22 protein-coding genes and 1 other RNA gene are annotated in these 24,442 nt (G+C 62.1%); 7 read left to right on the top strand and 16 right to left on the bottom strand.

The window, feature by feature from the left end:
• Window positions 1–27: 27 nt before the first annotated feature.
• The 7 genes from hflC to ACXYMS_RS04450 all read right to left on the bottom strand — a co-directional run bounded on the left by hflC (window position 28) and on the right by ACXYMS_RS04450 (window position 7,293).
• Window positions 28–1,149 carry a protease modulator HflC gene (gene hflC, locus ACXYMS_RS04480; protein ID WP_458904024.1) on the bottom strand — a complete coding sequence of 374 codons (1,122 nt, stop codon included), beginning with the start codon at window positions 1,147–1,149 and terminating at the stop codon, window positions 28–30.
• A gap of 3 nt (window positions 1,150–1,152) precedes the next feature.
• Window positions 1,153–2,253, bottom strand: a complete 1,101-nt coding sequence (gene hflK / locus ACXYMS_RS04475; RefSeq protein ID WP_458904023.1) for an FtsH protease activity modulator HflK — start codon at window positions 2,251–2,253, stop codon at window positions 1,153–1,155.
• A 63-nt stretch (window positions 2,254–2,316) separates the two neighbouring features.
• Window positions 2,317–2,838: a dihydrofolate reductase gene (locus tag ACXYMS_RS04470; protein ID WP_458904021.1), complete on the bottom strand. Its 522-nt coding sequence runs from the start codon at window positions 2,836–2,838 to the stop codon at window positions 2,317–2,319.
• Window positions 2,839–3,084: 246 nt separating this feature from the next.
• Window positions 3,085–4,320, bottom strand: a complete 1,236-nt coding sequence (locus tag ACXYMS_RS04465; protein ID WP_458904019.1) for a PRC-barrel domain-containing protein — start codon at window positions 4,318–4,320, stop codon at window positions 3,085–3,087.
• A gap of 430 nt (window positions 4,321–4,750) precedes the next feature.
• Window positions 4,751–5,290: a GNAT family N-acetyltransferase gene (locus tag ACXYMS_RS04460; RefSeq protein ID WP_458904017.1), complete on the bottom strand. Its 540-nt coding sequence runs from the start codon at window positions 5,288–5,290 to the stop codon at window positions 4,751–4,753.
• A gap of 82 nt (window positions 5,291–5,372) precedes the next feature.
• Window positions 5,373–6,383: a DUF4424 domain-containing protein gene (locus ACXYMS_RS04455; protein ID WP_458904016.1), complete on the bottom strand. Its 1,011-nt coding sequence runs from the start codon at window positions 6,381–6,383 to the stop codon at window positions 5,373–5,375.
• 115 nt (window positions 6,384–6,498) lie between these two features.
• Complete coding sequence (locus ACXYMS_RS04450) at window positions 6,499–7,293, bottom strand: thymidylate synthase (RefSeq protein ID WP_458904014.1); 795 nt, start codon at window positions 7,291–7,293, stop codon at window positions 6,499–6,501.
• Window positions 7,294–7,410: 117 nt separating this feature from the next.
• Here ACXYMS_RS04450 and ACXYMS_RS04445 point away from each other — a divergent pair, with 117 nt between their 5' ends.
• The gene (locus ACXYMS_RS04445; protein ID WP_458904012.1) at window positions 7,411–7,692 is read left to right on the top strand and encodes a YdeI/OmpD-associated family protein; all 282 of its coding nucleotides are present in this window, start codon (window positions 7,411–7,413) and stop codon (window positions 7,690–7,692) included.
• 2 nt (window positions 7,693–7,694) lie between these two features.
• Here ACXYMS_RS04445 and ACXYMS_RS04440 read toward each other — a convergent pair whose 3' ends face one another.
• Both ACXYMS_RS04440 and ACXYMS_RS04435 read right to left on the bottom strand, forming a co-directional pair.
• Window positions 7,695–8,267, bottom strand: a complete 573-nt coding sequence (locus tag ACXYMS_RS04440; protein ID WP_458904010.1) for a CxxCxxCC domain-containing protein — start codon at window positions 8,265–8,267, stop codon at window positions 7,695–7,697.
• Between the two features lie 58 nt (window positions 8,268–8,325).
• Window positions 8,326–8,874, bottom strand: coding sequence for a thermonuclease family protein (locus ACXYMS_RS04435; RefSeq protein ID WP_458904009.1), 549 nt, complete (start codon window positions 8,872–8,874; stop codon window positions 8,326–8,328).
• Between the two features lie 65 nt (window positions 8,875–8,939).
• Here ACXYMS_RS04435 and ssrA point away from each other — a divergent pair.
• The 3 genes from ssrA (at window position 8,940) to ACXYMS_RS04420 (ending at window position 10,132) form a co-directional block, all read left to right on the top strand.
• Window positions 8,940–9,298: a transfer-messenger RNA gene (gene ssrA, locus ACXYMS_RS04430) on the top strand.
• 112 nt (window positions 9,299–9,410) lie between these two features.
• Window positions 9,411–9,899 (top strand): SspB family protein, encoded by a 489-nt coding sequence (locus ACXYMS_RS04425; RefSeq protein WP_458904007.1) that lies wholly within the window; start codon window positions 9,411–9,413, stop codon window positions 9,897–9,899.
• Window positions 9,900–9,925: 26 nt separating this feature from the next.
• Window positions 9,926–10,132, top strand: a complete 207-nt coding sequence (locus ACXYMS_RS04420) for a ribbon-helix-helix domain-containing protein (protein WP_458904005.1) — start codon at window positions 9,926–9,928, stop codon at window positions 10,130–10,132.
• Between the two features lie 81 nt (window positions 10,133–10,213).
• On the opposite strand, the gene ACXYMS_RS04415 is transcribed toward ACXYMS_RS04420, so the two are convergent.
• Both ACXYMS_RS04415 and ACXYMS_RS04410 read right to left on the bottom strand, forming a co-directional pair.
• Window positions 10,214–13,852 (bottom strand): AsmA family protein, encoded by a 3,639-nt coding sequence (locus ACXYMS_RS04415; RefSeq protein WP_458904003.1) that lies wholly within the window; start codon window positions 13,850–13,852, stop codon window positions 10,214–10,216.
• Window positions 13,853–13,992: 140 nt separating this feature from the next.
• The gene (locus ACXYMS_RS04410; protein WP_458904001.1) at window positions 13,993–16,176 is read right to left on the bottom strand and encodes an esterase-like activity of phytase family protein; all 2,184 of its coding nucleotides are present in this window, start codon (window positions 16,174–16,176) and stop codon (window positions 13,993–13,995) included.
• Between the two features lie 206 nt (window positions 16,177–16,382).
• Between ACXYMS_RS04410 and ACXYMS_RS04405 the strand changes: the two genes are divergently transcribed.
• Window positions 16,383–18,719, top strand: a complete 2,337-nt coding sequence (locus tag ACXYMS_RS04405) for a UvrD-helicase domain-containing protein (RefSeq protein ID WP_458904000.1) — start codon at window positions 16,383–16,385, stop codon at window positions 18,717–18,719.
• A gap of 116 nt (window positions 18,720–18,835) precedes the next feature.
• Here the strand turns inward: ACXYMS_RS04405 and ACXYMS_RS04400 are convergent, their stop codons facing one another.
• Window positions 18,836–19,126, bottom strand: a complete 291-nt coding sequence (locus tag ACXYMS_RS04400; protein WP_458903998.1) for a putative quinol monooxygenase — start codon at window positions 19,124–19,126, stop codon at window positions 18,836–18,838.
• 116 nt (window positions 19,127–19,242) lie between these two features.
• Between ACXYMS_RS04400 and ACXYMS_RS04395 the strand changes: the two genes are divergently transcribed.
• Complete coding sequence (locus ACXYMS_RS04395; RefSeq protein WP_458903996.1) at window positions 19,243–20,112, top strand: 50S ribosomal protein L11 methyltransferase; 870 nt, start codon at window positions 19,243–19,245, stop codon at window positions 20,110–20,112.
• A 192-nt stretch (window positions 20,113–20,304) separates the two neighbouring features.
• Here ACXYMS_RS04395 and ACXYMS_RS04390 read toward each other — a convergent pair whose 3' ends face one another.
• Window positions 20,305–20,436 (bottom strand): hypothetical protein, encoded by a 132-nt coding sequence (locus ACXYMS_RS04390; protein WP_268905699.1) that lies wholly within the window; start codon window positions 20,434–20,436, stop codon window positions 20,305–20,307.
• Window positions 20,437–20,554: 118 nt separating this feature from the next.
• On the bottom strand, window positions 20,555–20,686 hold the full coding sequence (locus ACXYMS_RS04385) for a hypothetical protein (RefSeq protein WP_269467981.1): 132 nt from the start codon (window positions 20,684–20,686) through the stop codon (window positions 20,555–20,557).
• Window positions 20,687–20,807: 121 nt separating this feature from the next.
• On the opposite strand from ACXYMS_RS04385, the gene ACXYMS_RS04380 reads away from it, so the two are divergent.
• The gene (locus ACXYMS_RS04380) at window positions 20,808–22,631 is read left to right on the top strand and encodes an aminopeptidase P family protein (RefSeq protein ID WP_458903994.1); all 1,824 of its coding nucleotides are present in this window, start codon (window positions 20,808–20,810) and stop codon (window positions 22,629–22,631) included.
• Window positions 22,632–22,661: 30 nt separating this feature from the next.
• Here ACXYMS_RS04380 and ACXYMS_RS04375 read toward each other — a convergent pair whose 3' ends face one another.
• The gene (locus tag ACXYMS_RS04375) at window positions 22,662–23,135 is read right to left on the bottom strand and encodes a DUF3828 domain-containing protein (protein WP_458903992.1); all 474 of its coding nucleotides are present in this window, start codon (window positions 23,133–23,135) and stop codon (window positions 22,662–22,664) included.
• A gap of 52 nt (window positions 23,136–23,187) precedes the next feature.
• On the bottom strand, window positions 23,188–24,441 hold the full coding sequence (locus ACXYMS_RS04370) for a hypothetical protein (RefSeq protein ID WP_458903990.1): 1,254 nt from the start codon (window positions 24,439–24,441) through the stop codon (window positions 23,188–23,190).
• Window position 24,442: the final 1 nt, after the last annotated feature.

Here is a 24,442-nt window from a genome sequence, read left to right as displayed (position 1 = left end):
CGGCCTTCATATTGAATGGACAACCGCCTACTGGCTGGTTGCCGGAGCCTCTGTCGGCGTTGCGCCTTCGACCGGAGCCGGCGGCGTTTCTTCGGCCGGAGGGGGTGCTTCGGTCCCGATAGTCGGCTGCAGTTCCGAACCGTCCTCCAGGGTCATGGTCGGCGCCACGGTCTCCTCGATACCAAGGCCGTCCAGCGCCGGCTCGTCCGGGCTGGTCGTGGCCGCTGGTGCCGATTGCGGTTGCAGTGGCGTCCCGAAAGTGGTGCTGGCCGCGGGGATTTCGCCATCCGAACCGAAATAACGGAAGAAGGCGCTGTCGGGCGACAGGATCATGGTGGTCCCGCTGGAGCCAAGGGCCGTGCGGTAGGACTCCATCGAGCGATAGAACTCGAAGAATTCCGCGTCCTGACCATAGGCCGAGGCATAGATGCGGTTGCGCTGGGCGTCGCCCGTACCACGAATAATTTCCGCATCACGGGTGGCCGCAGCCACGATTTCCACAGCCTGACGTTCGGCAATGGCGCGCAGGCTCTGGGCCTGTTCCTGACCACGGGCACGCAGCAGCGCAGCCTCGGCCAGACGTTCAGCCCGCATGCGCTCGTAGGTCCGCTCCGACACTTCATCGGCAAGGTCGGTACGCAGGATACGCACATCGACAACCTCGATGCCCAACTGGGCCATTTCGGGACGGATGAGGTCACGGGCCTCGTCCATCATCTGCGGACGCTGCTCGGAGAGAGCCGCATTAAACTCGCGCAAGCCATAGACCTGACGCAGAGCCGCATCGAAACGGGTCGCGATACGATCCTGAGCCACCGAAAGCTGGCCCAGGGCACGCTGACGGAACAGTACCGGGTCAACAATCCTGTAGGTCAGGAAGGCGTCCACTTCGTAGAACGCACCGCCCGAGACCTGCACGGTCATGTCGGCAATGTCCTGGCGCAGCAGCCGGTCTTCGATGATCTGTACGCTGTCCACGATGTCGGTCGGGATCTTGAAGTAGAGACCCGGCTCATCGCGGACATCGGTGATCTGGCCGAAACGCATGACGATGGCCTGTTCGCGCTCATTGACCACATAGATCGACGAAAACAGGACGTAGAGAGCCGCCACGACGACGGCACCGATGATGAAAAGACGATTGCTCATGGCTTACTCTCCCGTACCGGTGGTCGTGTTCGTGCGGGAGCGCAGTTCCGGCAAGGGCAGATAGGGCACGACACCCTGGCCACCGGCACCATTTTCGACGAGCACCTTCTCCGAGGCGCTCAATACCTGCTCCATGGTTTCAAGGAACAGGCGCTTGCGCGTCACTTCGGGGGCGTTGACATATTCGGCATAGACCGAATTGAAACGCTCTGCCTCACCGGTCGCTTCCTGCACCACGCGGTTGGAATAGGCAGCGGCCTCTTCGCGCAGCGCCGCGGCCTGACCACGCGCGTCACCCAGAAGGGTATTGGCGTAGGAACGGGCTTCTTCCTGCAGGCGGTCTTCGTCCTGCTCGGCGCGCTGCACTTCGTTGAAGGCATCGGCCACTTCAGCCGGCGGCGCCGCATTTTCGATGGAGATCTGCTGGACCGACACGCCCATGCCATAGGAATCCAGGATATTCTGGGTGATCTGCTGCACCTCGATGGCGATGCCCGCACGATCATCACGGAAAATATCCTGGGCCGGACGACGACCCACCACTTCGCGCATGGCGCTTTCAGCGGCGTTGCGAACCATTTCCTCGGGATCGCGGACATTGATCAGATAGTCGATCGGGCTACCGACCGACCAAAGGACCGCAAAGCGAACATCGACGATGTTCTGGTCGCCCGACAGCATAAGGCCGTCATCGGCATTGGAGCGCGAGCCCGCGCCGGTAGCCGTGCCAATCGAGGTCTGGTTCTGCGAGGTATTGACCTTCTCGACCGTCTCGATGGGCCAGAGGTGGAAGTGCAGACCGGCGGTGGACAATTCCTGCTTGGGCGCACCCAGGCGGAACTCCACGCCGACTTCCGCTTCCTCGACTGTATATACAGAATTCAGCACCCAGAAGGCGCCGAGCACGAGAATACCGCCAACAATCAGCCAGCGACCGCCCGGCAGGCCACCGCCGAACTGGGCGCGCCCACGGTTCAGGATGTCTTCGAGATTGGGAGTGTTTCCGCCCGGACGGCGTGGACCGCCGCCGCCTCCACCCGGCGCCTGGCCCCACGGTCCGCCAGTGTTACGGCCGCCTCCGCCACCATTATTCTCCCAAGGCATCGCATTCCTTTCGGTGTCTGAGAAAAATCGTTGTTGCCATATATAGGCAAGCAGGGCCCGCGATCAATGCGCGGAGCCGTGAACACGTTCGTAAACCCGGATCGTATAGTCCGCGTCATCCCGCTCGGAGCGCGGCACCTCCGGCTCGGCGACAACCCGCCACTCTGCGGGGTCGACAGGCGGAAAATGTACATCCCCCTCCGGCGCCAGATCGACATGGCTGATATAGAGGCGGTCGGCCAGCGGCATGGCCTGTGCGTAAATGTCGCCACCACCGATGACCATGATTTCGTTCTGGTTGCTGGCTTCCGCCAGCCGCCGCGCCGCCGCCAGCGCCTCTTGCAGGCTGTGCCGCACAAGCACGCCCTCGGGTCGGTAGTCGTGCTGCCGGCTCACCACGATATGCGGCCGCCCCGCCAATGGCTTGGAAAAGGTCTCGAACTGTTTGCGGCCCATCACCATGGGCTTGCCCATCGTGGTCTGCTTGAACCAGGCAAAATCGGACGGAATGTGCCAGGGCATGGCCTGGTCGGCACCAATGACATTGTTGCGGGCCACGGCCGCGATGAGGGCGATTTCTGACATCTAAGAGGACTTAGCGGGTTCGGGGCAAGAACGTAAGGCAGAAAAGAAATCACTCGTGGACCAAGTGCCAAGCGGTTTTGCGCGCCCACTGCTCGCCTGCCATCCGCTTTTTTATCTCACGGCGAGCTTGGAAACATCGTCGCAAGCCAGCTTGGCAGCGTACCGATGAACGAACAACACGCCAGTCGCAAAACAGCGAAAAGCCGGCCCTTGTGGGGCCGGCCTCAAGTCGGAATCTACCTCGTTTTAAAGTGTCCCGATCTGCACTTGCCCGTCGATCGGCTCAGCGTTCTGGCTGTCAAAGGCCGGCATCGCGTCAATATCCTGCTGGGTCATGCCCCGCATGACAAGCTGACCATCCATGACCGAAACCGAGTCGAGAGGAATGGCGACTTCGCGTTCTCCGAAGCCCAGGAACCCGCCTTCGGCAAGAACCAGATACTGCCGATTCGCAGAGTTTACGACGCGGTCTACCGTGCCGAGTTCATCCCCGCGAGCATTGTGTAGTTCCCGACCGGTGAGGTCAGCAACATTATACTGAAGCGCCCGGCCAGCTTCCATGGGCTGGTCCTCGCGCAATAGCTGGTTTGCTCGTTCGGTGTCGACCTGAGCGTTGACGCCCGACGCATTCTGCCGCTGCGCCGCATCCTCGCCTGACGCCCGGCCCTCTTCGAAACGGATATTGGGCTCACCGGTCTGGTTGAAGCGGATTTCCGGTTCACCTTCCTGCTGGACCTCGATGTTCGGCTCGGCCGCTTCATACTGGATCGAGGGATCCTGACGCTGCACATCGATCTGTGCGTTGCCGGTGCTCCGGACTTCCACCTGCGCTTCCTGACGCTGAAGCTCAACGTCAGCGCCTTCGCCCTGGGTTGCCTGTTCTGCCTGAACGGAGACCTGGGGTTCCGGCTGGCTGACGCTCACCTGAGGCGGCTGCTGGCGCACTTCGACCTGGGGTTCGGGATTGGTCACGGCCACATCTGGCTCGGGCATCCGCACTATGATTTCGGGCTGCGGCATGTCGATTGTGATTATTGGCTGCGGTACCTGCACGCGCACGTTCGGCGCCGCCTGGCGGACGATGATCTCAGGCTGGCCCTGGTTAACCCGGACCTGCGGCTCCTGCTGTGTCACTGAAACCAACGGCGCGCGCTGCTGAACGTCGACTTCAGGGTCAGGCTGGGTCACAACAATCTGAGCGGCGGCATCCCGGTCGACATCCTGACCATCGGAGCCCAGCGCCCGATTAGCCTGGTCAAAGTAGGTCAGGCAACGATCCTCATCGCCGGCCTGGACGATACCGCGACTTTGCTCGATCCATTCGGGCCGCAAGCGTTCGCCCTGGTCTCGCGTCAGATCATTCAAGGCCTGACAGTGCTGCTCCTCCTGAGCGGAGCCCGCCGGCGTCTGGGCAAAAGCAACCGGCGTCAGCATTGTCGCGCCAACGGCCGTGGCTACTAATGTTCGTTTGAGATTAATCATCTTTGCGTTCCTTTCATTGTTCGGAACCGACTTAGCAAGGTTCCGGATTTTTGAGCGAACGGGACCGACGGCGCGCTGGACGCCGTTGCAACCTGATGATCATTTGCAGTCCGGATCAGCACAGGACCCGGCTCTGTCGTGTCACAACTGCGAAGCAGAAGCGCCACTCATGGCGCCAAGCCTCCCACGCGCGATTGTCCGCCCTGAGCGTGCAACTTGCTGCACTGCGGCAGCTTCTCCATGCCCTTAGGCACATCGCCCAACGGGTGCAGCCGCGATGGGTTCCCGGCAATTCCACACGAACGAAAATCGTGTTCGGCTATGGCCACGTGTGCATGCAAACTTGATACGCTGACGCGCCTGCTGAGCTGGAAGGGCGAGAGCAGAAATCAGCCTCTGAGTACTGACTTCTGTAGTAGGCTAGGGCTGCTTAACCCGACCCCAGCTTCAGCAACGCCGCCCCATCCACGCGCACCTTGGTCCATTCATCCTGCATGACGCCACCCTGGCTCTTGTAGAAATCGATGCTCGGCTGGTTCCAGTCGAGCACCCACCACTCGAACCGGCCCAGCCCCTCCTCTACGCAGCGCCGGGCCAGATGCACCAAGAGAGCCTTGCCCACGCCTTTACCGCGCATGGCCGGATCGACATAGAGGTCTTCGAGCCAGATTCCATGGCGGCCCTGGAAGGTGGAATAGGTGTAGAACCAGAGCGCAAAGCCCACCGGCTTTCCCTCCCACTCCGCAATCTCGCAGAACACTTTTGGGTCGGGCCCGAACAGGTCGCGGGCGATGTCGACCTCGGTGGCTTTGGCCTCGTGTTCGAGTTTCTCGTAGGCGGCAAGCTGGCGAATGAAGTCGACGATGAGTTTGGCGTCGGCGGTGGTGGCGGGTCGGATGGTGAGGGGTGACTTTAGGCTCAAGGGTCGTTCCTGCATACGGTGCTGCCCTCTGACCTGGCTGAGGACCAATTGAGACGTCCAACTCGTTGAAACTGGCCCTCGGGTCAAGCCGAGGGCGGTGCGGTGGGTGGGAGGACGTCAAGCCAGCGCCTCACTGCATCTCAAACCGCTCCAGAATCAGGATTTCCAATTCTTCCTGCGGCCAGAAATCTTCCTTCACCATTTCGAAGGTCGTCGGGCCGATCTTGGTGACGCCCTCGCCGCAGAAAGACACGAGATTATCCGCGCTGCCCTTGTCGACCACCAGCCGAAATTTCTCGATGCCGCCACCGGCCCAGTTGCCGCCCGTGGTCAGGATGTAGGAAATCCAGCTTTCGGTGAAGGGCGCGCCCCAGGGCTCGTCCTGATTGGGCAGGGTCTTGCGCACGGCCGCAACGAAGCTCTCGTCGGTGCAGTATTTGCGCAGATATTCGGCGGCCGGATCATAGCCATCCTCATAGGGTTCGGAGAGAAAGCTGACGCCCGTCGTGCCGCCGACGCTGGGCTTGTAGCGATGCTCGACCACCACCCGCTCCCGGGCTGGGAAGCTCGCCTCCCAGGTATAGGTTGCCCGATAGGTCCAGTTGGGCCAGTGGTGGATTTCCCAGCCCTCCCCGGCGTCGAATTCGTCCGGGACGGCCATGCCCAGATGCAGCAATTGCGCGGTGGCCTCGTCATCCAGCGCATCGACCGCGTCGATGGCCTCCTGGCTGATCGGGACAATGGGCAGGCCCAGCTTGGTCAGGGTCTTGGTACGGTCCACACCGGCAGCATAGGCATATTCGTGCAGCGTTGCGCGGACCGGGGCGCCGTTGAAGGTCGTCTCGAACGCGAACAGATTGTCGGACGGCCCCATAGGAAAGGCGATCGGCGACCAGTGATTGGGCACGATGTCGGGCATCGGGAAGGCCACCAGGAGGTCGTGGTCCACGTCGCTGTCATTGCGAAACGTATAGACGACCCGGATCTCCTCCTTGGAGATGAACAGCTCTTCGCTCTCCATGGCGATCTCGCCATGCGAGACGAATTCCAGCCCGCCCGTGGTCAGCACCGCGGCGGTGTCATTGGCAAAGGCGGGCGGCGCAAACGCGAGCAAGCCGCAGGCAAGTGCAGAAAAGCGCATGGACCCTGCTCCCTCTGGATCAGGCGTAGTTCTAGCCGGTCTTATGGAGGGAAATCGAGAGCAATCTGAAACGTGGTGCGGAGCGGGGGATAGGGAAATTCTATTCCCAGCCGTCCTAAACCGCGATGGGCGCGGCAATGCGGGGATGCGGGTCGTAACCCTCGAAGGCGAAGTCCTCGAAAACAAAGTCCTCAAGCCGCTTGCGCTCCGGATTGATCACCAGCCTGGGCAGCGGGCGCGGCTCGCGGCTGAGTTGCAATTGCGCCTGCTCGAAGTGGTTGGAGTAGAGATGCGCATCGCCCAGCGTATGGACGAAATCACCCACCTCCAGCCCGGTCACCTGCGCCATCATATGGGTCAGCAGCGCGTAGGAGGCGATGTTGAACGGCACGCCGAGGAAACTGTCGGCTGAGCGCTGGTAGAGCTGGCAGCTGAGCTTTCCATTGGCGACATAGAACTGGAACAGGCAATGGCAGGGTGGCAGCGCCATCTTGTCCACTTCCGCCGGGTTCCAGGCCGAGACGATATGGCGGCGCGAATCCGGCCTGTCGCGGATTGAGTCGACGAGGTTCTGGAGCTGGTCGATATGCCGGCCATCCGGCGCCGGCCAGGACCGCCACTGCGAGCCATAGACCGGGCCGAGATCGCCGTTCTCGTCCGCCCATTCGTCCCAGATGGTCACGCCCCGCTCCTGCAGCCAGCGCACATTGGTCTCGCCGCGGATGAACCAGAGCAGTTCATAGATGATGGATTTGAGATGCAGCTTCTTGGTGGTGACCAGCGGAAAGCCCTTCGAGAGATCGAAACGCATCTGGTAGCCGAACAGCGAGCGCGTGCCGGTGCCGGTGCGGTCCGACTTGTCGGCGCCGTTTTCGAGAATGTCGGAAAGTAGCTGAAGATAGGGCTGCATGAGCCAAATCTAGCGCGATTCGCGCGACAGGACGCGGGCTCAGGAATTCAACTGACAATTATCGCGCATCCGGGCTGTTATGGTGCCCGCAGAAGCCACGAACCACAGGAGGATCGGATGGGTAGGCCCAAGACCGATCTCGACCACCACATTCTCGGCTCGCCCATTCCAGGCAAGCTGTTTCGCCCGCTCCAGCCCATGCCAGACTTCGTGCGCACAGCGCTTGAGGCGCGGGACCTGACGGCGCGCTACGAGGCTCGCCCGGCCTATCAGCGCAATGACTATCTGATGTGGATCAACAACGCCAAGCAGGAGGCGACCAAGCAGAAGCGCCTCACCCAGATGCTGGACGAACTGGAGGCGGGCGGGGTGTACATGAAGATGAAGTGGAACGGCTGACCTTACGCCAAGGCCGACTGGAAGACGGTGTCGTCAGGCTCCCACTCATGGGTCTGGTCGATATGGGACAGCGACCAGGCGAAGATCTTGTGCATGGCCCGCAGGTCCCGCGCGGCAACCGCATCCTCCAGCAGCTCGTTGATGCGCATCTTGGCAGGCAGGTGACCGGGCGGACCAAGCCGCTCGAATTCGACGCCCACGCCCTGCTCGACCCAGGCGCCGATCATCCCGGCAAAATCTTCCGACACGAGAAAAGATGACAGGCGCAAGACGAGCAAGGTCACCACGTCCTGATCGAAATGCTCGGACCGAAGCACCACCCCGCTCCGTTTGGGATGCCATTCGGGCCCCAGTTCGGGCAGGAAGAACCAGCCGCAGAAGAACCCCTGGCAGACCCCCGGCCGGACCGCATAGACCGAACAGCCCTGCCCTTCGACACAATGCGGGCAGAGAATATTGGCAGGTTTCTGCAGCGTATCGGTATGAATGGGTGGAAAGGCGCAACAGGCCGTACAGCCTTCGCATTCCCGCCCACTTATCGGCACCAGCGCCATGATGTCATTCTCCGCACACACCAGCAGAGCCCATCACCGGCCTCTTGTCCAGCAGAGCTCATAGGGCTGTAAAGCCTCTTCAGCACCAGCTTTCACGACGGCCCTGCCATTCATGCGCCAGTCCTTCGGCCACCAACTGGCCGCCCAGCGACTGGCCGCCGCGTCTCACGATCCTGAGTTTGCGGCCGTACTGATCCTCGTCTCGCTCGACGCCGGACAGCGTGAACGGCCCCGCACTCAGCAATTGCGCCAGCCGATCGCTCGCCCGGCGCCCCAGCAAGGCTTCATGCGCGCATTGGGGCGCGGAAATCTCGGGCGTGTTGATGTCGGCGATCCGGATCCTTGTGCCATCAAGCCAGAATGTGTCGCCATCGACCACGCAGGTAAAGCGGTGGGAGCCGCAGGGGCCGAAGCTTCGCACCACGGCCGCATCGATCGTGGGCGTTGCTGCCGGCAAGGCCTGCGACAGCCATGCACCAAGCCCGGCGTACTCAAGACTCAGCACCGCAAGGGAGCCAATCATCATTGCCAGCATGGCAGTGGGCACTATGGACAGCCGGGCCAGAAGCGCGTTGACGCGCCGCCTGCGGCCGCGACGCCGCCAATAGGCCTGGTTGCTGGTCTTCATCGGCCCCTCCATTCGGGCCGCCAGCATGCATTGGTGCGGTTAATCGGGACTGAATTGATCGGGGCGCGTTTGCATCCGTCGAAGGGCTCCCCTATATAGAGAGTGCCCGCAAGGGCTATGGCGATAAACGGTCATTGTAATAAACCCATCGGACCCGGGGGCAGTACCCGGCGTCTCCACCATCTCTCCTCTTCAACGGGAAGAGCCAATGGGGACGAAACAGGATCGACGAGGGCGTAAAGAGTGTGCTTTTGCTCGGTGAGGTACCACCGTTATCGGTCCGAAACTTATAGTTGCAAATGACAACCATAAGGCTCCGGTCGCTCTCGCCGCGTAAGCGGTGCTAGCACTGGGAATTAAGTCCTCCGCTCCTAGCCGGGCGACAGGCGGGGTTCGCAGGCACCTGGCAACAGAAGCCTGCACTCAATTCCATTTGCGTGAATTTCCTGCGGCCTTTGTTCTTGAATTATCCGGGAACGTAGGGCTGATATGGGCCGTTCGGATTCTGTCCGAGAGACGATTGGAGCGAGGGCATTATGGCCGAAGACCACATGCGATACGACATTCTCGCCCAGGAAGCCCTGCGCGGCGTCGTGCGCAAGGTTCTGGCTGAGGTGTCCCGGACCGGCCTGCCCGGCGAACACCATTTCTTCATTTCCTTCGCCACCCGCGCGCCTGGCGTGCGCATCAGCGAAGAACTGCTCAAGCAGTATGACAAGGAAATGACCATCGTTCTCCAGAACCAGTACTGGGACCTCAAGGTCACCGAGAGCAGTTTTGAAGTGGGCCTGAGCTTCAATGGCCAGCCCGAAATGCTCCATGTGCCCTTCTCCGCCATCAAGGGCTTTTTCGACCCCTCCGTACAGTTCGGCCTGCAGTTCGATCCGGCAACCGCTGCCGATGACCGTGACGAGGCGGAGGACGAAGCCGACGCCCGCACCGAAGAGGCTGCAGAGGATGACGCAAGCGGCGAGACCCCCGGTGAAAAGGTCGTCAGCCTCGACTCGTTCCGCAAGAAGCCCTGAACGCCAGACCATGACATGATCCGGGCATGGAAAAGCGCTCCTTCTCGATTGCCGGACACCGCACCTCGATTGCGCTCGAACCCGCGTTCTGGCACGGTCTGGAGGATATAGCGGCGAGCCGTCAATTGAGCCTCGCCGGCCTCATCCGCGAAATCGACGAAAGCCGCGAGACCACCAATCTCTCGTCCGCCGTGCGGCTGGCGGTGCTGGCCTGGTATCGCAACGCGCGCTGACCGGATCATTGTCTGTTGCGCTCCCGATCCTTCGTATCAGGTCCGAGGAGCAAAACATTTGCCACTTTTGCTCGAAGAGCTCTACTGCCCGGGGATTAGCTGCGTCGGCTGGTTGACGCTGTTACCAATGGGCTGATTGACTCCTGGCTGAAAGCCCAGATTGAGCGGGCCATCCACGGGCCCTTCACCGGGTACGGCCTCGCCCTCCTCCTCATCGAGCAACCGCTCCTCCTCGAGACGCTGCGCCTCTTCCTCGGCCGCCAGTCTGGCAGCCTCTTCTTCCGCAGCCCGGCGGCGCTGCTCCTCGATCAGCCGGTTGCGCTCCTGTGCAGCGGCTCGCTGCCTTGCCTCATCCTCGAGCCGCAGGGTTTCGAGCCGATCCACTTCCAGCTCATTGGCGCGCACCTGGATAGCCGCCACCATTTCGCTGAGATCAAGCGTGATTTCTGGCATCAGGAGCGTCCCGCCGACCCGCACGACGATCCGAGCACTATCGGTTTCGACCAGGCCATTAGGGTCGACAAAATCACGCGGCGTCATGACGAAACTGCCATTCAGACCGAGCCGCTCCAGCATCAGGTTGAGACTGCCCGCCAGCCGTCCGCCGACGCCCTCGACGATGAAATTGGCCAGCCGCACCGTGCCGCCGGCAATAGTAAAGGCGCCGCGCGCCTCGTCAGCGACGAACTCGCCTTGTGACAGTCCCAACCCGATCAGTGTTTCGAGCGTATCGGCCTCGGTATTGAGAACATCCTCGATCGTTGCGATGGACGGGAAAACCGTGGGAGAGAGGCCCGTGACGGCAAAGTCCCCTATGGCGAAATTGCCTTCGCCCGTCAGGCTGCGCATGGCGTCGGCAAGACTGGCGCCCGTGCCTTCGAATTGCAGGCCACCATCGAGCCGGCCAGCAAGGCCCCGGCCAATTGCAGTTGGTGCAATGGCATCGAGGTCGACGCCAGTCAGCGTCACCTGGCCCGATATGCTTCTTTCGGCCAGCGAGCCGGCACAGCATTGCTCCACCGACAATCCGAGCACGCCACCGCCCAGGTCGGCTGAAAGACCTTTGATGGAAACCGAGTCCGGGTTCCAGGCATAGGTGAAACTCGTATCGCCCAGAAGCAAGCCACCATTGCTGGTGACGCTCGCAGACGTAACGGCGATGTCGCCCCGCGACGGGCGCGGGACAGCATTGGCGGCCAGTGGGCCTTCGGGCCAGAACCCATCGCCGGTCCCAATCAATGCCTCTGCGCCAAAGAGCGCCGCGACGATGCCCCCGACGTCGAGACTGTCGACGCTGAACCGTCCGTCAAAGCTGGGCAATTGCCCCAGAAGCTGCATGCTGACCGAGCCGCCAAAACCGCTATCGCCGGCAATCCCGGCAATATTGTCGAGCGAAAGGGTCCGCAGCCCGGCAAAGGCAATACCGGCGCTGGCCTCGATACCCGGCAGGCTGGCGCCGCGCGCGCCGATCAGCGCCACGAGGCCACTCGCCTCGTCCAGCGCCATGTCCAACGTGCCCTCGCCGCTGACTTCGCCACCGGGCGATAGCCGTAACCCACCAAAATAGCTGATCGACTGTTCGCCCTGGCTGAGAGCCAGACGCCCGTCAAAGCCTTCAGACCCGCTGCCTTCCACGAAAAGACTGGCCACCAGCGGATCATCGCCGGCAAAGAGCGGGCCGGACACGAGGCCGAATTGTTCCAGCGCAGCAGGGCCGTCCTGCGCCTCAAGTGAGACCACCAGCCGCATGTCGTCGCGCGACAAACCCGCAAGCCCGCCGGACATTTCCGCCCGCAGGTCGAGCGCCGCCGCGCCAAGCTCACCACCCAGGGTGAGGACCTGGCCAGTCCCCTGCTCGGCATCGGAGAGAATGAATTGCAGATCGGCCGGCCACACACCCTCTAGTCCCTGCTGCCAGCCAAAGGGCACGCCAGCCATCTCGTATATGGCAGCCAGCCCCGGCGACCCCGGCGAGGTATTCGCCAGTTTCCCGGACCCTGTCACATGCGGCTCGGCCAGCGAGCCGGAAAGGCGCAGGGTGGAATTGATGCCAAGGCCGCCCCAATCACGGGCCACCAATTGCGAAAAGCGGATGGCCGCCGGGGACCATTGCGCCTCGGCCACTAGACCATGCGCCGACAGGCCCAGCACATCGACCATGCCCGCGGTGATGGAGAAGCTGCCATCGGGGAAGCTGATGCCGAAATTGCTCTCGCCGGTCACATCGGGCACCAGCGCCAGCAGGGCATCGGTCTCGCCCGCATCAAGTTCCCCGAGCTTGAGCACCGTATCCAACCGCGGTTCCGGGCCAAAACCGAGGCGCAGTTCCAACCCATGCTCCTCGCCGTCCAGCGTCAACCGACCATTGCTCAGCCCGAATGCGTCGCCGGCCAGCATCAGGCGGCCGTGCAAGGCGCCGGGCATGTTGAAAAGCGGGTTGTCCTCCTGTGGCCGCTTCCATAGTTGCGACAGCGCCTCCAGCCGGGCCACCTCCACGCTGATATCCCCCTTGAAACCAACAATGCCTCCATCATTGGTCACCTGGCCCGAAAGGCGCAGTTCGGTCTCGCCGGGCAGCCGCGCCACTGACTGTTCGACCGTCCAGCTGCCGCCATCGGTGGTAGCGTCGAGCCGCACTTCGCGCAGGGCGAAGCCCCGCAGGCCCACTTCGGCCAGGTCAATGCCCAACCGTCCCGGCATGGGCGGCAGGGGCGGCGCGGGGATTTCTGAGAGCAGGCGCACGAATTCAAACGGCAGCTCGCCGGAAACCTCGGTGGCGTCGCGCGGCGGCAGCGAGAACACGCCCCCTGAGATCACCGCATCAAAGCTGCGGCGCATGCCCAGCTGGATGCTGGCGGCCCCGGTCAGGCGCATTCCGGCCCGGTTCTCGTCGGGGTGCAAAGTGTATCCCGACAGCACGACACGATCCGTCGAGACGGTCATGGCGCTTTCCAGCAGCAGGTCACCGCGGATGTCGTCGGCTCGCTCGGCCTCGGGCGGCGCCTGGCGATAGGCCAGATTGCCCTCGAAGCGCGGCGCCGCACCCGCGGTCAGCACGCCCTCGACTGTTACTGAAAACGTGCCCAGCGCCTCGCGCACATAACTGGAAATGCGGGCGCGGCCTTCGGCGTCGGCACTGCCCGAATTGACCCGCAAATCATAGCGCGCCTCGCCGTAATCGGCGCCACCCTGGAACTGGAAAGGCCCGGAAAAACTCGACAGCCGCAGATCGCCATCAATCCGGTCCACGACAAATGTCTCGGCCGAGCGCAGATCTTCGAGCCGGATACTGCCATTGGCAATGCGCGCATGTTCGAGCGCCACGCCGCTGCCGGCGCCGCTGAGATCGACGCCACTGCCAAAGAGGCCATTTTCATCCACCGTGAGATGCACCACCGGCGCTTCAAGGCTGAGCGCGGTGACATTGTAGATGTCGCGCAGGAAGTCCATCAGCACGAACTCCGCCTCGACCGCGCCGACCGTGGCCGCTGGCCCCTCGGGATCCCCCACCACCACATCGGAGAAGGCCAGGCGCGGAGAGGGCAGTAGCGAGAACGAGATATCGCCCCGAATCGTGACGTCGGCGCCCAGCACGCCACTGGCCAGCACCTCCATGCGGTCGCGATAATCGCCCCACTGGATGAAGCGCGGCGCAATGAATGCACCGGCCAGCACCAGAATGGCGAACATGCCGACCACGATATAGATGCGATTGAGCACTGTGCCTGAACTGCCCCGGCTGGAAACGGACGCGAGTGTAGGCACTTGGCCAGCAGGCGCAAGGCCGATGAGGCCGAATTGAGCATGTGGAAACGGCCGGGCTGAGGCCCGGCCGCGCTCGAAGTCAGGGAATGTGAGCTTTAGAGATTGAACGACCAGAAGAAGGTTTCGCCCGAAGAGTCGTCCACGCCGTCGTTGTCTGTAATGACATAGGCCTTGCCGTCTGCATCGATCGCGAGGCTCTCGACCTTGTCCACTACATAGCCATTGTTGGACGCCAGATGAGGGACAAGATCGCGCACCAGTTCCTTGCTGACCGTCGGCAGCTCGCCGCCGAGTTCGCCCGGTACCATGTCGCTGACCGGCACGCGGTAGATGGCCTTGAGCGCTGCGCGCTCGGCAATCTGGTTGTCGCGCTCGATGATATAGACGTGGTCACCATGTGCGGTGATTTCGGAGAGGCCAATCCAACCGGCGGTCGGGGTCTCGAGCGGATAGCGCACGGCGCCCCATTCTTCGCTCGACGGTTTGTAGGAGACGAGCTTCACAAATCCCTTTTCGTCATCCTTCCATTCGCGCTGGATGGCGATCCACAGGGTCATGTCGTCGCCCTCGCCAATGGCGGTGACGCCTTCCGAACCCGAGCGGATTTCACTGCCCAGGAGCTCTGCCGGGAAGGCGATCTCGTCTTCGATCTCGCCGTCGGCATTGACATGGTAGAGGGCATGGGGCGTCAGCGCAGCAGTATCGCCTTCGGACGCCAGCCAGAAGCCGCCTTCGCCGTCCTGGGTGATGCCTTCAAGGTCCAGCTTCTGAGCCGGAACGCCGTTGCGAGTGACGACGGTTTTCCTGACGATACGAGCCGGCATGGCTGTCGCGTCGATCTCGTAGATCGCCGCCTCAACAAAAGCACTATCGCTCACGGCATGCAGCGTGCCCGGCTTGCCGGCATCGGCAACGGCGCCCGAGAGCGCGGCCCAGCCAATCGGCAACCCGTCCGCGCCCATGTCCGACATGATCTGCGGATAGTTGGGCGCATCCACGTCCTGCAACTCGAAGATCATGACATGGGCTCCCGCCAGGCCGTCGACGCTGAGATCGGTCTCATTGGCGGTGACGTAGAGATTGCGCGACGGGATGGCCAACGCGCCTTCCGGACCGACGCCGGACGGCAGCGACTGCCAATATTCGGGATCGGCGCCAGTGTCCTTGTAGACGCCGACCAGCGAGGAGCGCTCCTGGTTGACGAAGATGAAGTTCGTGTCGCCAAACATGCCCACTTCCATGCCTTCGGGCTCTACACCCTTGGCGTCGGACCGGCCGTCAGGATAGTGGCCGAGCTGAGCAGCGATATATTCCATGGACGGGCCGGACTCGTAGAGCTCGGTGCCATCCTTGTGGAAGATGGTGAAGCCGCGCGAGCCGCCATTCCAGTCACCCTCATTGGCGGTGACGATGCGGTCATCATCGAGCCATTGCAGGGCATCGGGTTCGCGCAGGCGATCGGGCTGGCTTTCGGTAAAGCTCAGGCGGCCATCGTCGGAAGCGTCAATGTTTTCAAGGGAAGTGGAACCGGCCGAGAAGTGGCTGGTGACTTCGCCGGTCTCGCCATTGATGACGATGATGTGGTTGTTTTCCTGCAGGGTGACGGCCAGTTCGTTGGCGCCGTTGAAATCGGTGTATTCGGGCTCGGGGTCTTCGCCGGCAATATCAGCCAGGCCGGAAATATCGGTGACGCGCATGGTGGCGCAATCAACAGCGCCTTCAGAGACGTCGAAAAAGGTAATATTGCCACTCGGCAGCTGTGGCAGGCCGCCATCACCGAAATCCTCGTCGCGCTGGTTTTCCATTGAAATGGCAACCAGCGAACCGTCCTGGTTCTTGGCAATGGCGTCGGGCTGTCCACCCAGATCGCAGGTGGTTTCGACGGCCTTGGAGGCCAGATCGATCACCGACAGATAGCCGGTGGGTGCGGTGAAATCTTCAGTCGTGTCGACCGTGACGAGGATCTTGCCGCCGATGACGGCGACCGAGGTAGGCGAGCCGTCGAGCGCGATGAAACCGCCGGCCTTGGGGGCATTGGCGTCGGCGATGTCGATGAGGCCGACGCCGCCGACCAGCGCGTTTGAATAGACAAGCATTGTGCCGTCTTTAGTGGCGGTGATGATCTCGGCGGAATTCTCGACCGAGCCGATTTCGACGTCAGGTGTGTTGAGCGCCACAGCGAAGCTCGCGATGCGATTGAAATACTGCTCGGCCTGCACGCCGGCAGTAGAAAGGAGCAGGGCTGCGCTCAGGGCAGCAAGACGCTTTTGAACAATCATGATGGGTCCCCCGGAATGATGCCGGCCCCGCTTAGGCCCGGGGGAAAACACTCCGATGACGCTGTCATGACGCTTCGGTGACAGGCCCCGCTTCTATACAGGCGCAGCCGCGATGCCTATATTGCCCAGGAGAACAAAATAAGATTCGTCAAGGCTTGGCCGCGTGTCCGCCCCGACACAAGCGCCCGGCAAACCGTCAAGAGCATATGGCCGACACCGCACCCCTGCCCCGCCCCCAAGGCGGGCCGATCACCAGTCAATTGAACCGGCAGGCGCCGGACTATCTGGCCGGGCTCAATCCCGAGCAGCGCGATGCCGTGCTCTCGACCGAGGGGCCGCTGCTGGTGCTGGCAGGCGCCGGAACCGGCAAGACGCGGGTACTGACAACGCGCATCGCGCATATCCTCAGCCAGCGCAAGGCATGGCCATCTGAAATCCTGTCGGTGACCTTCACCAACAAGGCCGCGCGCGAGATGAAGGATCGCATCGGACGGCTGGCGGGTGACTCGGTGGAAGGCATGCCATGGCTTGGCACGTTCCACTCGATTTCGGCCCGCATCTTGCGCCGCCATGCCGAACTGGTCGATTTGAAGCCCAGTTTTACCATTCTCGATACCGACGACCAAATCCGGCTGATCAAGCAGTTGCTGGCGGCCGAGGATATTGACGAGAAGCGCTGGCCCGCGCGTCAATTCGCGGGCATGCTCGACGCCTGGAAGAACCGCGGCCTCCTGCCCAAGGACGTGCCGGCGGCCGATAGCGGCTATTTTGCCAATGGCAAGGGCGGCAAGCTCTATTACGACTATCAGGCGCGGCTGAAGACGCTCAACGCCGCCGACTTTGGCGACCTGCTGCTCGAATGCATTCGGTTGTTCCGCGAGAATTCCGAAGTTCTGGCTGAGTATCACCGTCGCTTCAAATACATGCTGGTGGACGAATATCAGGACAGCAATACCGCCCAATATCTCTGGCTGCGGCTGCTGGCGCAGGGCAAGCCAGCCAGCGAGGCCAATATCTGCGTGGTGGGCGACGATGACCAGTCGATCTATGGCTGGCGCGGCGCCGAGGTCGATAATATCCTGCGTTTCGAGAGCGATTTCCCCGGCGCCAAGGTCATCAAGCTGGAGCGCAATTACCGCTCCACAGCCAATATCCTCAAAGCCGCCTCGACCCTGATCGCCTTCAACGAAGGCAGGCTAGGCAAGACGCTGTTCACCGATATCGCCGAGGGCGGCGAGCCCATCTCGTTCACGCAGGTCTATGACAGCGAGGAAGAGGCGCGCACCGTCGGCGAGGAAATCGAGCAATATCAGCGCCAGGGCGAAGAGCTCAACTCCATGGCAATCCTGGTGCGCGCCTCCTTCCAGATGCGCGAATTTGAAGAGCGCTTCATCACGCTGGGGCTCAATTACCGCGTCATCGGCGGTCCGCGCTTTTATGAGCGCAAGGAAATCCGCGACGCCCTGGCCTATCTACGGCTGGTCGCGCAGCCAGCCGATGACCTGGCCTTCGAGCGCATCGTCAACGTACCCAAACGCGGCCTCGGCGATTCCACCATCAAGCTGCTGATGGAGGCGGCGCGGGGCATGAAGGTGCCGCTGCTGACCGCCACGCGCATGCTGGTGGAAACCGAGGAGCTAAAGCCCAAGCAGCGCACCACCCTGCGCGCGCTGGTTGCCCAGTTCGACGACTGGGCCTGGCGCAGTGAAAATCTTCAGCCCTATCAGCTGGTTGAGCAGATTCTTGAAGAGAGTGGATATACCGACATGCTGACGACCGATAAATCGGTCGAAAGTCAGGGGCGCAAGGAAAACCTCAAGGAACTGAGCCGCGCCATGGAGGATTTCGAGACGCTAGGCGGCTTCCTCGAACATATTGCCCTGGTCATGGACCGCGACAGTGCCGACGCCAGCGACGCAGTGACCATCATGACGCTGCACTCATCCAAGGGGCTGGAATACAACACCGTCTTCCTGCCCGGCTGGGAAGATGGCACTTTCCCCAGCCAGCGCTCGATGGATGAATCCGGCCGCGCCGGCCTCGAGGAAGAGCGGCGCCTGGGCTATGTCGGCATCACAAGAGGCCGCAAGCGCGTGCGCATCTCCGCTGCCCAGAACCGCCGTATCCATGGCCTCTGGCAATCGGCCGTTCCCTCGCGCTTCATCGATGAACTTCCCGCCGACGCGGTGGAAGTCACCGACAAGGGCTCGGCCTATGGCGGCTATGGCTATGGGGGCGGCGCCGCCAGCCGATTCAACAAGGCCGACCCGTTCGAAAGCGTTTACGAAACCCCCGGCTGGCAGCGCGCCCGCGCCAACCAGGCCAACCGCAAGGGCGGCGGCCCCCTGACCATCGACGGCGACCTCGTCGCCCGCTCGGTCGACCTCGGCGGCCAGTCCAGCGGCTACAAGCTCGGCGAACGCGTCTTCCATCTCAAATTCGGCTATGGCCAGGTGATGAGCATCGAGGGCAACAAGCTGACCATCGACTTTGAGAAAGCGGGCACCAAGAAGGTGCTGGAGAGCTTCATCAGCAGGGGCTGAGCCTTCTTGGGCTTGAGATACTCAACAATTGGGAGATTCTCTGGAATTCTTCCAGCGATGGAAAGGCCCCTCACCCGGCGCCGAGCCTGTCCTCTTGCGCGAAGGGACACTGGCGCCTAAACCCCGATCCCGCCCATCGGCTCGGTCTCGAACCGCTGATCAAACCCTGCGATCAGGGGGCGTGCCTGGGAAATGGTCGCCTGCACATGCGGCAGGTTGAGCGAGGCCATGTGCTGCTCCTGGCTGTCCCAGACCTCGGTGATCCAAATTCCGTCGGCACTGGCCGGATCGCGGGCAATGATATAGCTGCGGCAGCCCGGCATGGGGGCATTGCCCTCCAGCATGATGGCCAGCAATTCCTCACGCTTGCCGGTCTCGGCCAGCATGCGTCCAATCAGTCCATACATTGCGCTCTCCCTCTCTTGAACAAATCAAGAACATTACCTGCCATCCGTCAAGTCCCGTCCTTGACTTGCCTCAACCCGTACCGCAAGGAAACCTCATCATCCAGCCGAGGCCTACCATGTCCGTTGACCAGCTTTCCCTTTCGCTCACCAAGGACCAGGCCTACGCGCTGGTCGATGCCGTTTCGGAGCGCGACGACCTGGCGCTGACCGCTTCCGCCCACGAAAACGAGGATGATGGCGAGTGGGTTTTCGAGGCCACCTGCGACAGCCCCCCCGATATCGCGGCCTTTGCCGAGCTGGCGCGACAGGTGCTGGGCGGCGAGGTGGAGTTTACGGTCTCGCCCATCGATCCTGAGGTGAACTGGGTCGCCAAATCGTTCGAGGGCCTGGCTCCGGTGATTGCCGGCGGATTCTATGTCTATGGCAGCCACGAGACCGGCCCGATCCCCGAGGGATTAACGCCGATGAAGATCGACGCCGCCCAGGCCTTCGGTACCGGACACCACGAAACCACCACGGGATGCCTCGAAGCCATTGAGGCCCTGCTCGAAGCACGGACCCCGGCTCGCATGATTGATATCGGCACAGGCACTGGCGTCCTCGCCATTGCCCTCGCCAAGCGGCTCGAAGCGGTGATCCTGGCGACGGATATCGACCCGATTGCGGTTGTCACCACGGTAGAGAACGCGGTGGAGAACGGCGTCGGCGACCAGATCCATGCGATCGAAGCGACCGGCCTTGACCACGAAGAAGTCGCCGCCCGCGCGCCCTATGATCTGGTGGTCGCCAATATCCTGGCCGGCCCACTGACCGAGCTGGCGCCCGGAATCGGCATCATCACTCAGAAGGGTGGCACCGCCATCCTCTCGGGCATTCTCAACACCCAGGCCGATGGCGTCATCGCCGCCTATGAGGCGGCGGGCTTTTCGCTGACCGAGCACCTCAAGCGCAAGGAATGGACGACACTGGTGCTGGAAAGGCGCTGAAGGGGCGGCGCTTGATCTCCCCCTGAATTGAGTTCGCACAACCGCTGGGCCAATCGAGCCTAGCTCTCATGCCTTTTTAGCCTCAGATAGCGCCACTGGCGCGATCTACCCTTTGGGACGGTCGAACAAAGCAAAATCCCCGAAGCGGGCTTCGGGGATCGACTATTGATCGTCAGCAATGTTGCAGCGGCCTCAGGGGCGCTTGGTCACCGCGCCGATCAGCTGATGCTGCATGCGATAGCTGACCTGGCGGGAGGCTTCGCGACCACGAGCGTCGATGAGACCACCCAGTGCGCTGCGGAAACCGTTCTTGCTCTCAGTCATTTTCTACTCCATGCGACGGACAATCTGTTGCCCTCCGACATCGTTTATCTAGGCTGTTCGCATCGGCCCGGTAAGGGGTCTGCCGGCAAGCCTGCCATGCCGATCCTGCAAGGCAGGATTAACGATCGTTTACCTTGCGGCCCAGATCGTGATCGCGCTCGAAGCGGGCGACGAAACGCTCGGCCTGGCGAGTGCGGCCTTCGACGATGGCGTTGACGGCGCGCTGGAAGAGATTGTTCTGCTTGCTCATTTCAAGTGTCTCCTGTTCTCTGGCTTAAAGATAGGCTTTGCCCGGCGCAAAACCAGACACAAGACAACAAGACAGCCATGTCGGATATGCATTGCCCGATAGGTGCGCTACGGACCCAGTAATGACCATTGAAACCTCTAAACCCGCCGTTTTTCAAAGCTTTGACGAGAAATCCGATCCTTCTCAGGTTGCACCTCGGCTCGCTTCATTGAGGGCAGCTATGCAAAAAGCGGGTATCGACGCCGTGCTCATACCGCGAGCCGATGCCCATCGTGGCGAGTCGGTGCCCGCTAGCGAGGCACGGTTGGCCTATGTCACTGGCTTCACCGGCTCGGCCGGCATGGCCGTGGTTGGGATGCGCAAGGCGGGGCTGTTCATCGACAGCCGCTATACGCTCCAGGCGCCCGCTCAGACCGACACCAGCAAGATCACTGTCCACGAGGTCAACCAGGGCGGCGTCAGCGCCGATATAAAGCTCTATGTTCCCAAAGGCGGCAAGCTCGCCTATGACCCCTGGCTGCATACGCCTGGCGAGGTCCGTGACATCACCGACAAGCTCGCCGGCCATGCCGAGGTGATCGCCCATGAAAACCTTGTGGATGCCATCTGGGCCGACCGTCCGGCCGCGCCGGTCAGTCCCATCGAGTTTCTCGGCCACAATCGCGCCGGCAAGACCACCGCCGAAAAGCTCACCGAACTGCGCCTGAACCTCGGAGCAGACAAAGCCGACGCCGTGGTGCTGACCCTCCCCGAATCCATTTGCTGGTTGTTCAACATGCGCGGCCGCGACGTGCCCAACACGCCTTTCGTGCTCGGCTTTGCAATCGTACCGAAAACCGGCCTACCGACCCTCTATCTTGACGCCGCCAAGATCACCCCAGAACTGACCAAGGCCCTTGATGGAATCGCCAGGATTGCCAAGACCACGACGCTGGGCAAGGCGCTCGAAAAACTCGGGCACGGCAAAAAAGCCGTCATTGTCGATCCGCAGAGCGCTCCCGTAGCCGTGGCCGACACGCTGCGCCACGCCGGCGCCAAGCTCCTCGAAAAGCGCGATCCGGTCCTGGGACCGAAATCACGCAAGAACGACGCGGAACTCGCCGGCATGCGAGAGGCCCACCGGCTCGACGGGGTGGCTTTGGCCAAGTTTCTCCATTGGTTTGACCAGGAAGCGCCAAAGGGGAACCTTACCGAAATCGGCATCGTCACCGCGCTTGAGGCCTTCCGTCGCGAGGAGGAAAGCTGCGTCGACGCCAGTTTCGACACCATTTCCGGCGCGGGCCCCAATGGCGCCATCGTCCACTATCGCGTGACCAACAAGACCGACCGCAAACTGAACGCCGGCGAACTCATGCTGGTCGATTCTGGAGCACAATATCTCTCGGGCACCACCGACATCACCCGCACGCTCTCTACCGGTTCCGCCACCGCCGAGCAAAAGGACCGCTTTACGCGGGTGCTCAAGGGGATGATCGCCATCTCCACGGCGCGCTTCCCCAACGGCACCACCGGCGCGCAGATCGACGTGCTGGCGCGGCAATATCTCTGGCAGGATGGCGTCACCTATAATCACGGCACCGGCCACGGCGTCGGGGCCTTTCTCGGCGTCCACGAGGGGCCGGTGGGCATCTCTTCGCGCTACACCACCCCGTTCGAGGCGGGCAATGTGCTGTCCAACGAGCCGGGCTATTACAAGACAGGCGAATATGGCATCCGCATCGAAAACCTGATCGTGGTGCGCGAGGCGGACGGCTTTGCGGGCTATCTCGACTTCGAGACCATTACCCTGGCGCCAATCGATACGCGGCTTGTCGATCTCACCCTGATGACGCAAGCCGAACAGGACTGGCTCAACGCCTATCACGCCCGCGTCTGGAGCGAGATTGGCCCGAATGTGTCGGGCAAGGTCAGGGATTGGCTGAAACAGGCTACGGAGGCGATCTGATAATCGGCGGCGCCGGAAGTACCGGCGCCGCTAGTCCTGCCAGAATTCCTTGGCGTCCTCGAACATCTCGCTCAGCCGATAGGAGAATTCCGGGTTGACCCCTTCGAGGTCGTGGATCCGCCAGCCGCCATTCTCGAACACTAGGTCATAAGTGATCAGGCGCGGTTCCCCGAAATTGGTGAAGCTCACCTCCACCAGTGCCGTGTCGCCGGCAATATCGGGCGCGCCGATGGCAAAGTCGGCAATGTCGTAGTCCTGCCCGTCGATATAAGGGTCGAAGCCCAGTGCGCCCATTTCGCCCTCAGGCGTGTTCTCGAGATCAGCCGCATACATGGCGTTGAGCGCCTCGGAACGGAAAACACTCTCGTCCGCCCCAAATGCGCCGCCGAAATAGGGCTCGTAAAAGGCTTCGAGCAGTGCTTCTGGCGTGTCGAAGTTCTCGGCCGCGACCAGCGTGGTCAGGGCCAGGAAGGCGGTGGCGACGGCAGCAACGAGCAGGCGCATGGGTGTTCCTTGTCAGACGTGCTGGTCAGCCTCGCCGGTCCCCGTAACGCAGTCAATTGAACCAAATGGCGAAATCGGGCCAGTTGTCGCCAAAGACGCTATTGCCTTCGGCAAAGCTTTCGGCATCGGCAATCGGCCCGTCGCGGAGGAACGGCAATGCCCCCTGCCCGGTCAGCAACATGACGACATCGGTTTCGGTGGCCGTCTCGAAGAACAGCTTGAGATCGAAGCCCGCTGCGAAGCGCCAATGCGGAATAAGCAGTTCGCCGTCCAGGATCTGGTCGATGCTGTCGAGCGTGTCCATCCAGGCATCGACATGCGCCTGGGTGACGCTGAGGTCAGGCACGAGCGAAGTCTGATCGGGCGAGGGCACCAGTTCGCGATTATCGTCGGTCTCGAGGAGGATTTCCTGCCAGTTCAATCGCGAGAACGCCGTCACTGCCTGGAGCCGCGCCAAGACGCCCTTGAAGCGGACAATATCGGTTACCGGAAAATCCGAGGTGTGGATCGCCGCGATCAGGTCGGCAATGAAGGTATCGGTCTCCGGATCCATCATCAACGTCCCGCCCCGCGAGAACTCCTGCATGGGCAGCCCCGCCTCGGGGAAGACCCTATGGCCAATCGCGTCGAACAGTTGGGAGAAATCATGGGCCAGCAGCAGGTCGATCGGCGCCGCACTCACCTGGCTATAGCCGGCAAACCAGAAGGCATCGGCCTGGTCAAAGCCTATTGTGGTGTCAGGCACTGAGGTCTTGTCGCCCTTGGTCTTGCCCTGCGGCAGCGCCATGGCCTCGCCCATCAGCGTCGCCAGCGTCTCCCGCTCGCCCACTTCGCCGTCGCCATCAATGTCGAAACGGACCCGCAACGGGTCTATGGTGATGACAAAATCCCCCGCCCGCCCGGCCGCCTCGAAATTGTCCCGGGCCAGGTCGAGACCGGTCACAAAATCATCGAGAATGGTACGCAGCCCTTCATAGTCCAGCGGCTCCGGGTCGGGATTGGCCGAGGCGGCGGGGAGGTCGGCATCGATGCCGAACATCATTGCCGCCGCCGGCAGGCGCGGCGTCACCGCACCATGACGATAGAAGGCCTGCGACAGGCCTTCCACGGCACCGATCATGTCGATCAGCCCCAGCCCGAAACAGGCATCCATATGCATCTGCGCGCACTGCTCGTCAAAGAGCGCGCGGTTCTCGGTCGCCGTTCCAGCATAGAGCAGGTCGGAAAGCTGATTACCCGCGGGGCCGGCGAAGGCAAGGTTCGGCACGACAATCGCGGCCATGGCCGCGCCTACCAGTCTGCGCATG

This window comes from Devosia sp. CAU 1758 (assembly GCF_054482695.1).
This window is presented reverse-complemented; position numbering and strand designations above follow the sequence as displayed.

Excerpts from the sequence above, each read along its gene's own strand:
- ACXYMS_RS04450 (WP_458904014.1), bottom strand. The coding sequence starts at position 7,293 with ATGCAGCCCTATCTTCAGCTACTTTCCGACATTCTCGAAAACGGCGCC.
- ACXYMS_RS04385 (WP_269467981.1), bottom strand. The coding sequence starts at position 20,686 with ATGAGCAAGCAGAACAATCTCTTCCAGCGCGCCGTCAACGCCATCGTC.
- hflK (WP_458904023.1), bottom strand. The coding sequence starts at position 2,253 with ATGCCTTGGGAGAATAATGGTGGCGGAGGCGGCCGTAACACTGGCGGA.
- ACXYMS_RS04410 (WP_458904001.1), bottom strand. The coding sequence starts at position 16,176 with ATGATTGTTCAAAAGCGTCTTGCTGCCCTGAGCGCAGCCCTGCTCCTT.
- ACXYMS_RS04405 (WP_458904000.1), top strand. The coding sequence starts at position 16,383 with ATGGCCGACACCGCACCCCTGCCCCGCCCCCAAGGCGGGCCGATCACC.
- hflC (WP_458904024.1), bottom strand. The coding sequence starts at position 1,149 with ATGAGCAATCGTCTTTTCATCATCGGTGCCGTCGTCGTGGCGGCTCTC.
- ACXYMS_RS04425 (WP_458904007.1), top strand. The coding sequence starts at position 9,411 with ATGGCCGAAGACCACATGCGATACGACATTCTCGCCCAGGAAGCCCTG.
- ACXYMS_RS04465 (WP_458904019.1), bottom strand. The coding sequence starts at position 4,320 with ATGATTAATCTCAAACGAACATTAGTAGCCACGGCCGTTGGCGCGACA.
- ACXYMS_RS04455 (WP_458904016.1), bottom strand. The coding sequence starts at position 6,383 with ATGCGCTTTTCTGCACTTGCCTGCGGCTTGCTCGCGTTTGCGCCGCCC.
- ACXYMS_RS04445 (WP_458904012.1), top strand. The coding sequence starts at position 7,411 with ATGGGTAGGCCCAAGACCGATCTCGACCACCACATTCTCGGCTCGCCC.
- ACXYMS_RS04370 (WP_458903990.1), bottom strand. The coding sequence starts at position 24,441 with ATGCGCAGACTGGTAGGCGCGGCCATGGCCGCGATTGTCGTGCCGAAC.
- ACXYMS_RS04435 (WP_458904009.1), bottom strand. The coding sequence starts at position 8,874 with ATGAAGACCAGCAACCAGGCCTATTGGCGGCGTCGCGGCCGCAGGCGG.
- ACXYMS_RS04420 (WP_458904005.1), top strand. The coding sequence starts at position 9,926 with ATGGAAAAGCGCTCCTTCTCGATTGCCGGACACCGCACCTCGATTGCG.
- ACXYMS_RS04380 (WP_458903994.1), top strand. The coding sequence starts at position 20,808 with ATGACCATTGAAACCTCTAAACCCGCCGTTTTTCAAAGCTTTGACGAG.
- ACXYMS_RS04375 (WP_458903992.1), bottom strand. The coding sequence starts at position 23,135 with ATGCGCCTGCTCGTTGCTGCCGTCGCCACCGCCTTCCTGGCCCTGACC.
- ACXYMS_RS04395 (WP_458903996.1), top strand. The coding sequence starts at position 19,243 with ATGTCCGTTGACCAGCTTTCCCTTTCGCTCACCAAGGACCAGGCCTAC.
- ACXYMS_RS04400 (WP_458903998.1), bottom strand. The coding sequence starts at position 19,126 with ATGTATGGACTGATTGGACGCATGCTGGCCGAGACCGGCAAGCGTGAG.
- ACXYMS_RS04470 (WP_458904021.1), bottom strand. The coding sequence starts at position 2,838 with ATGTCAGAAATCGCCCTCATCGCGGCCGTGGCCCGCAACAATGTCATT.
- ACXYMS_RS04390 (WP_268905699.1), bottom strand. The coding sequence starts at position 20,436 with ATGACTGAGAGCAAGAACGGTTTCCGCAGCGCACTGGGTGGTCTCATC.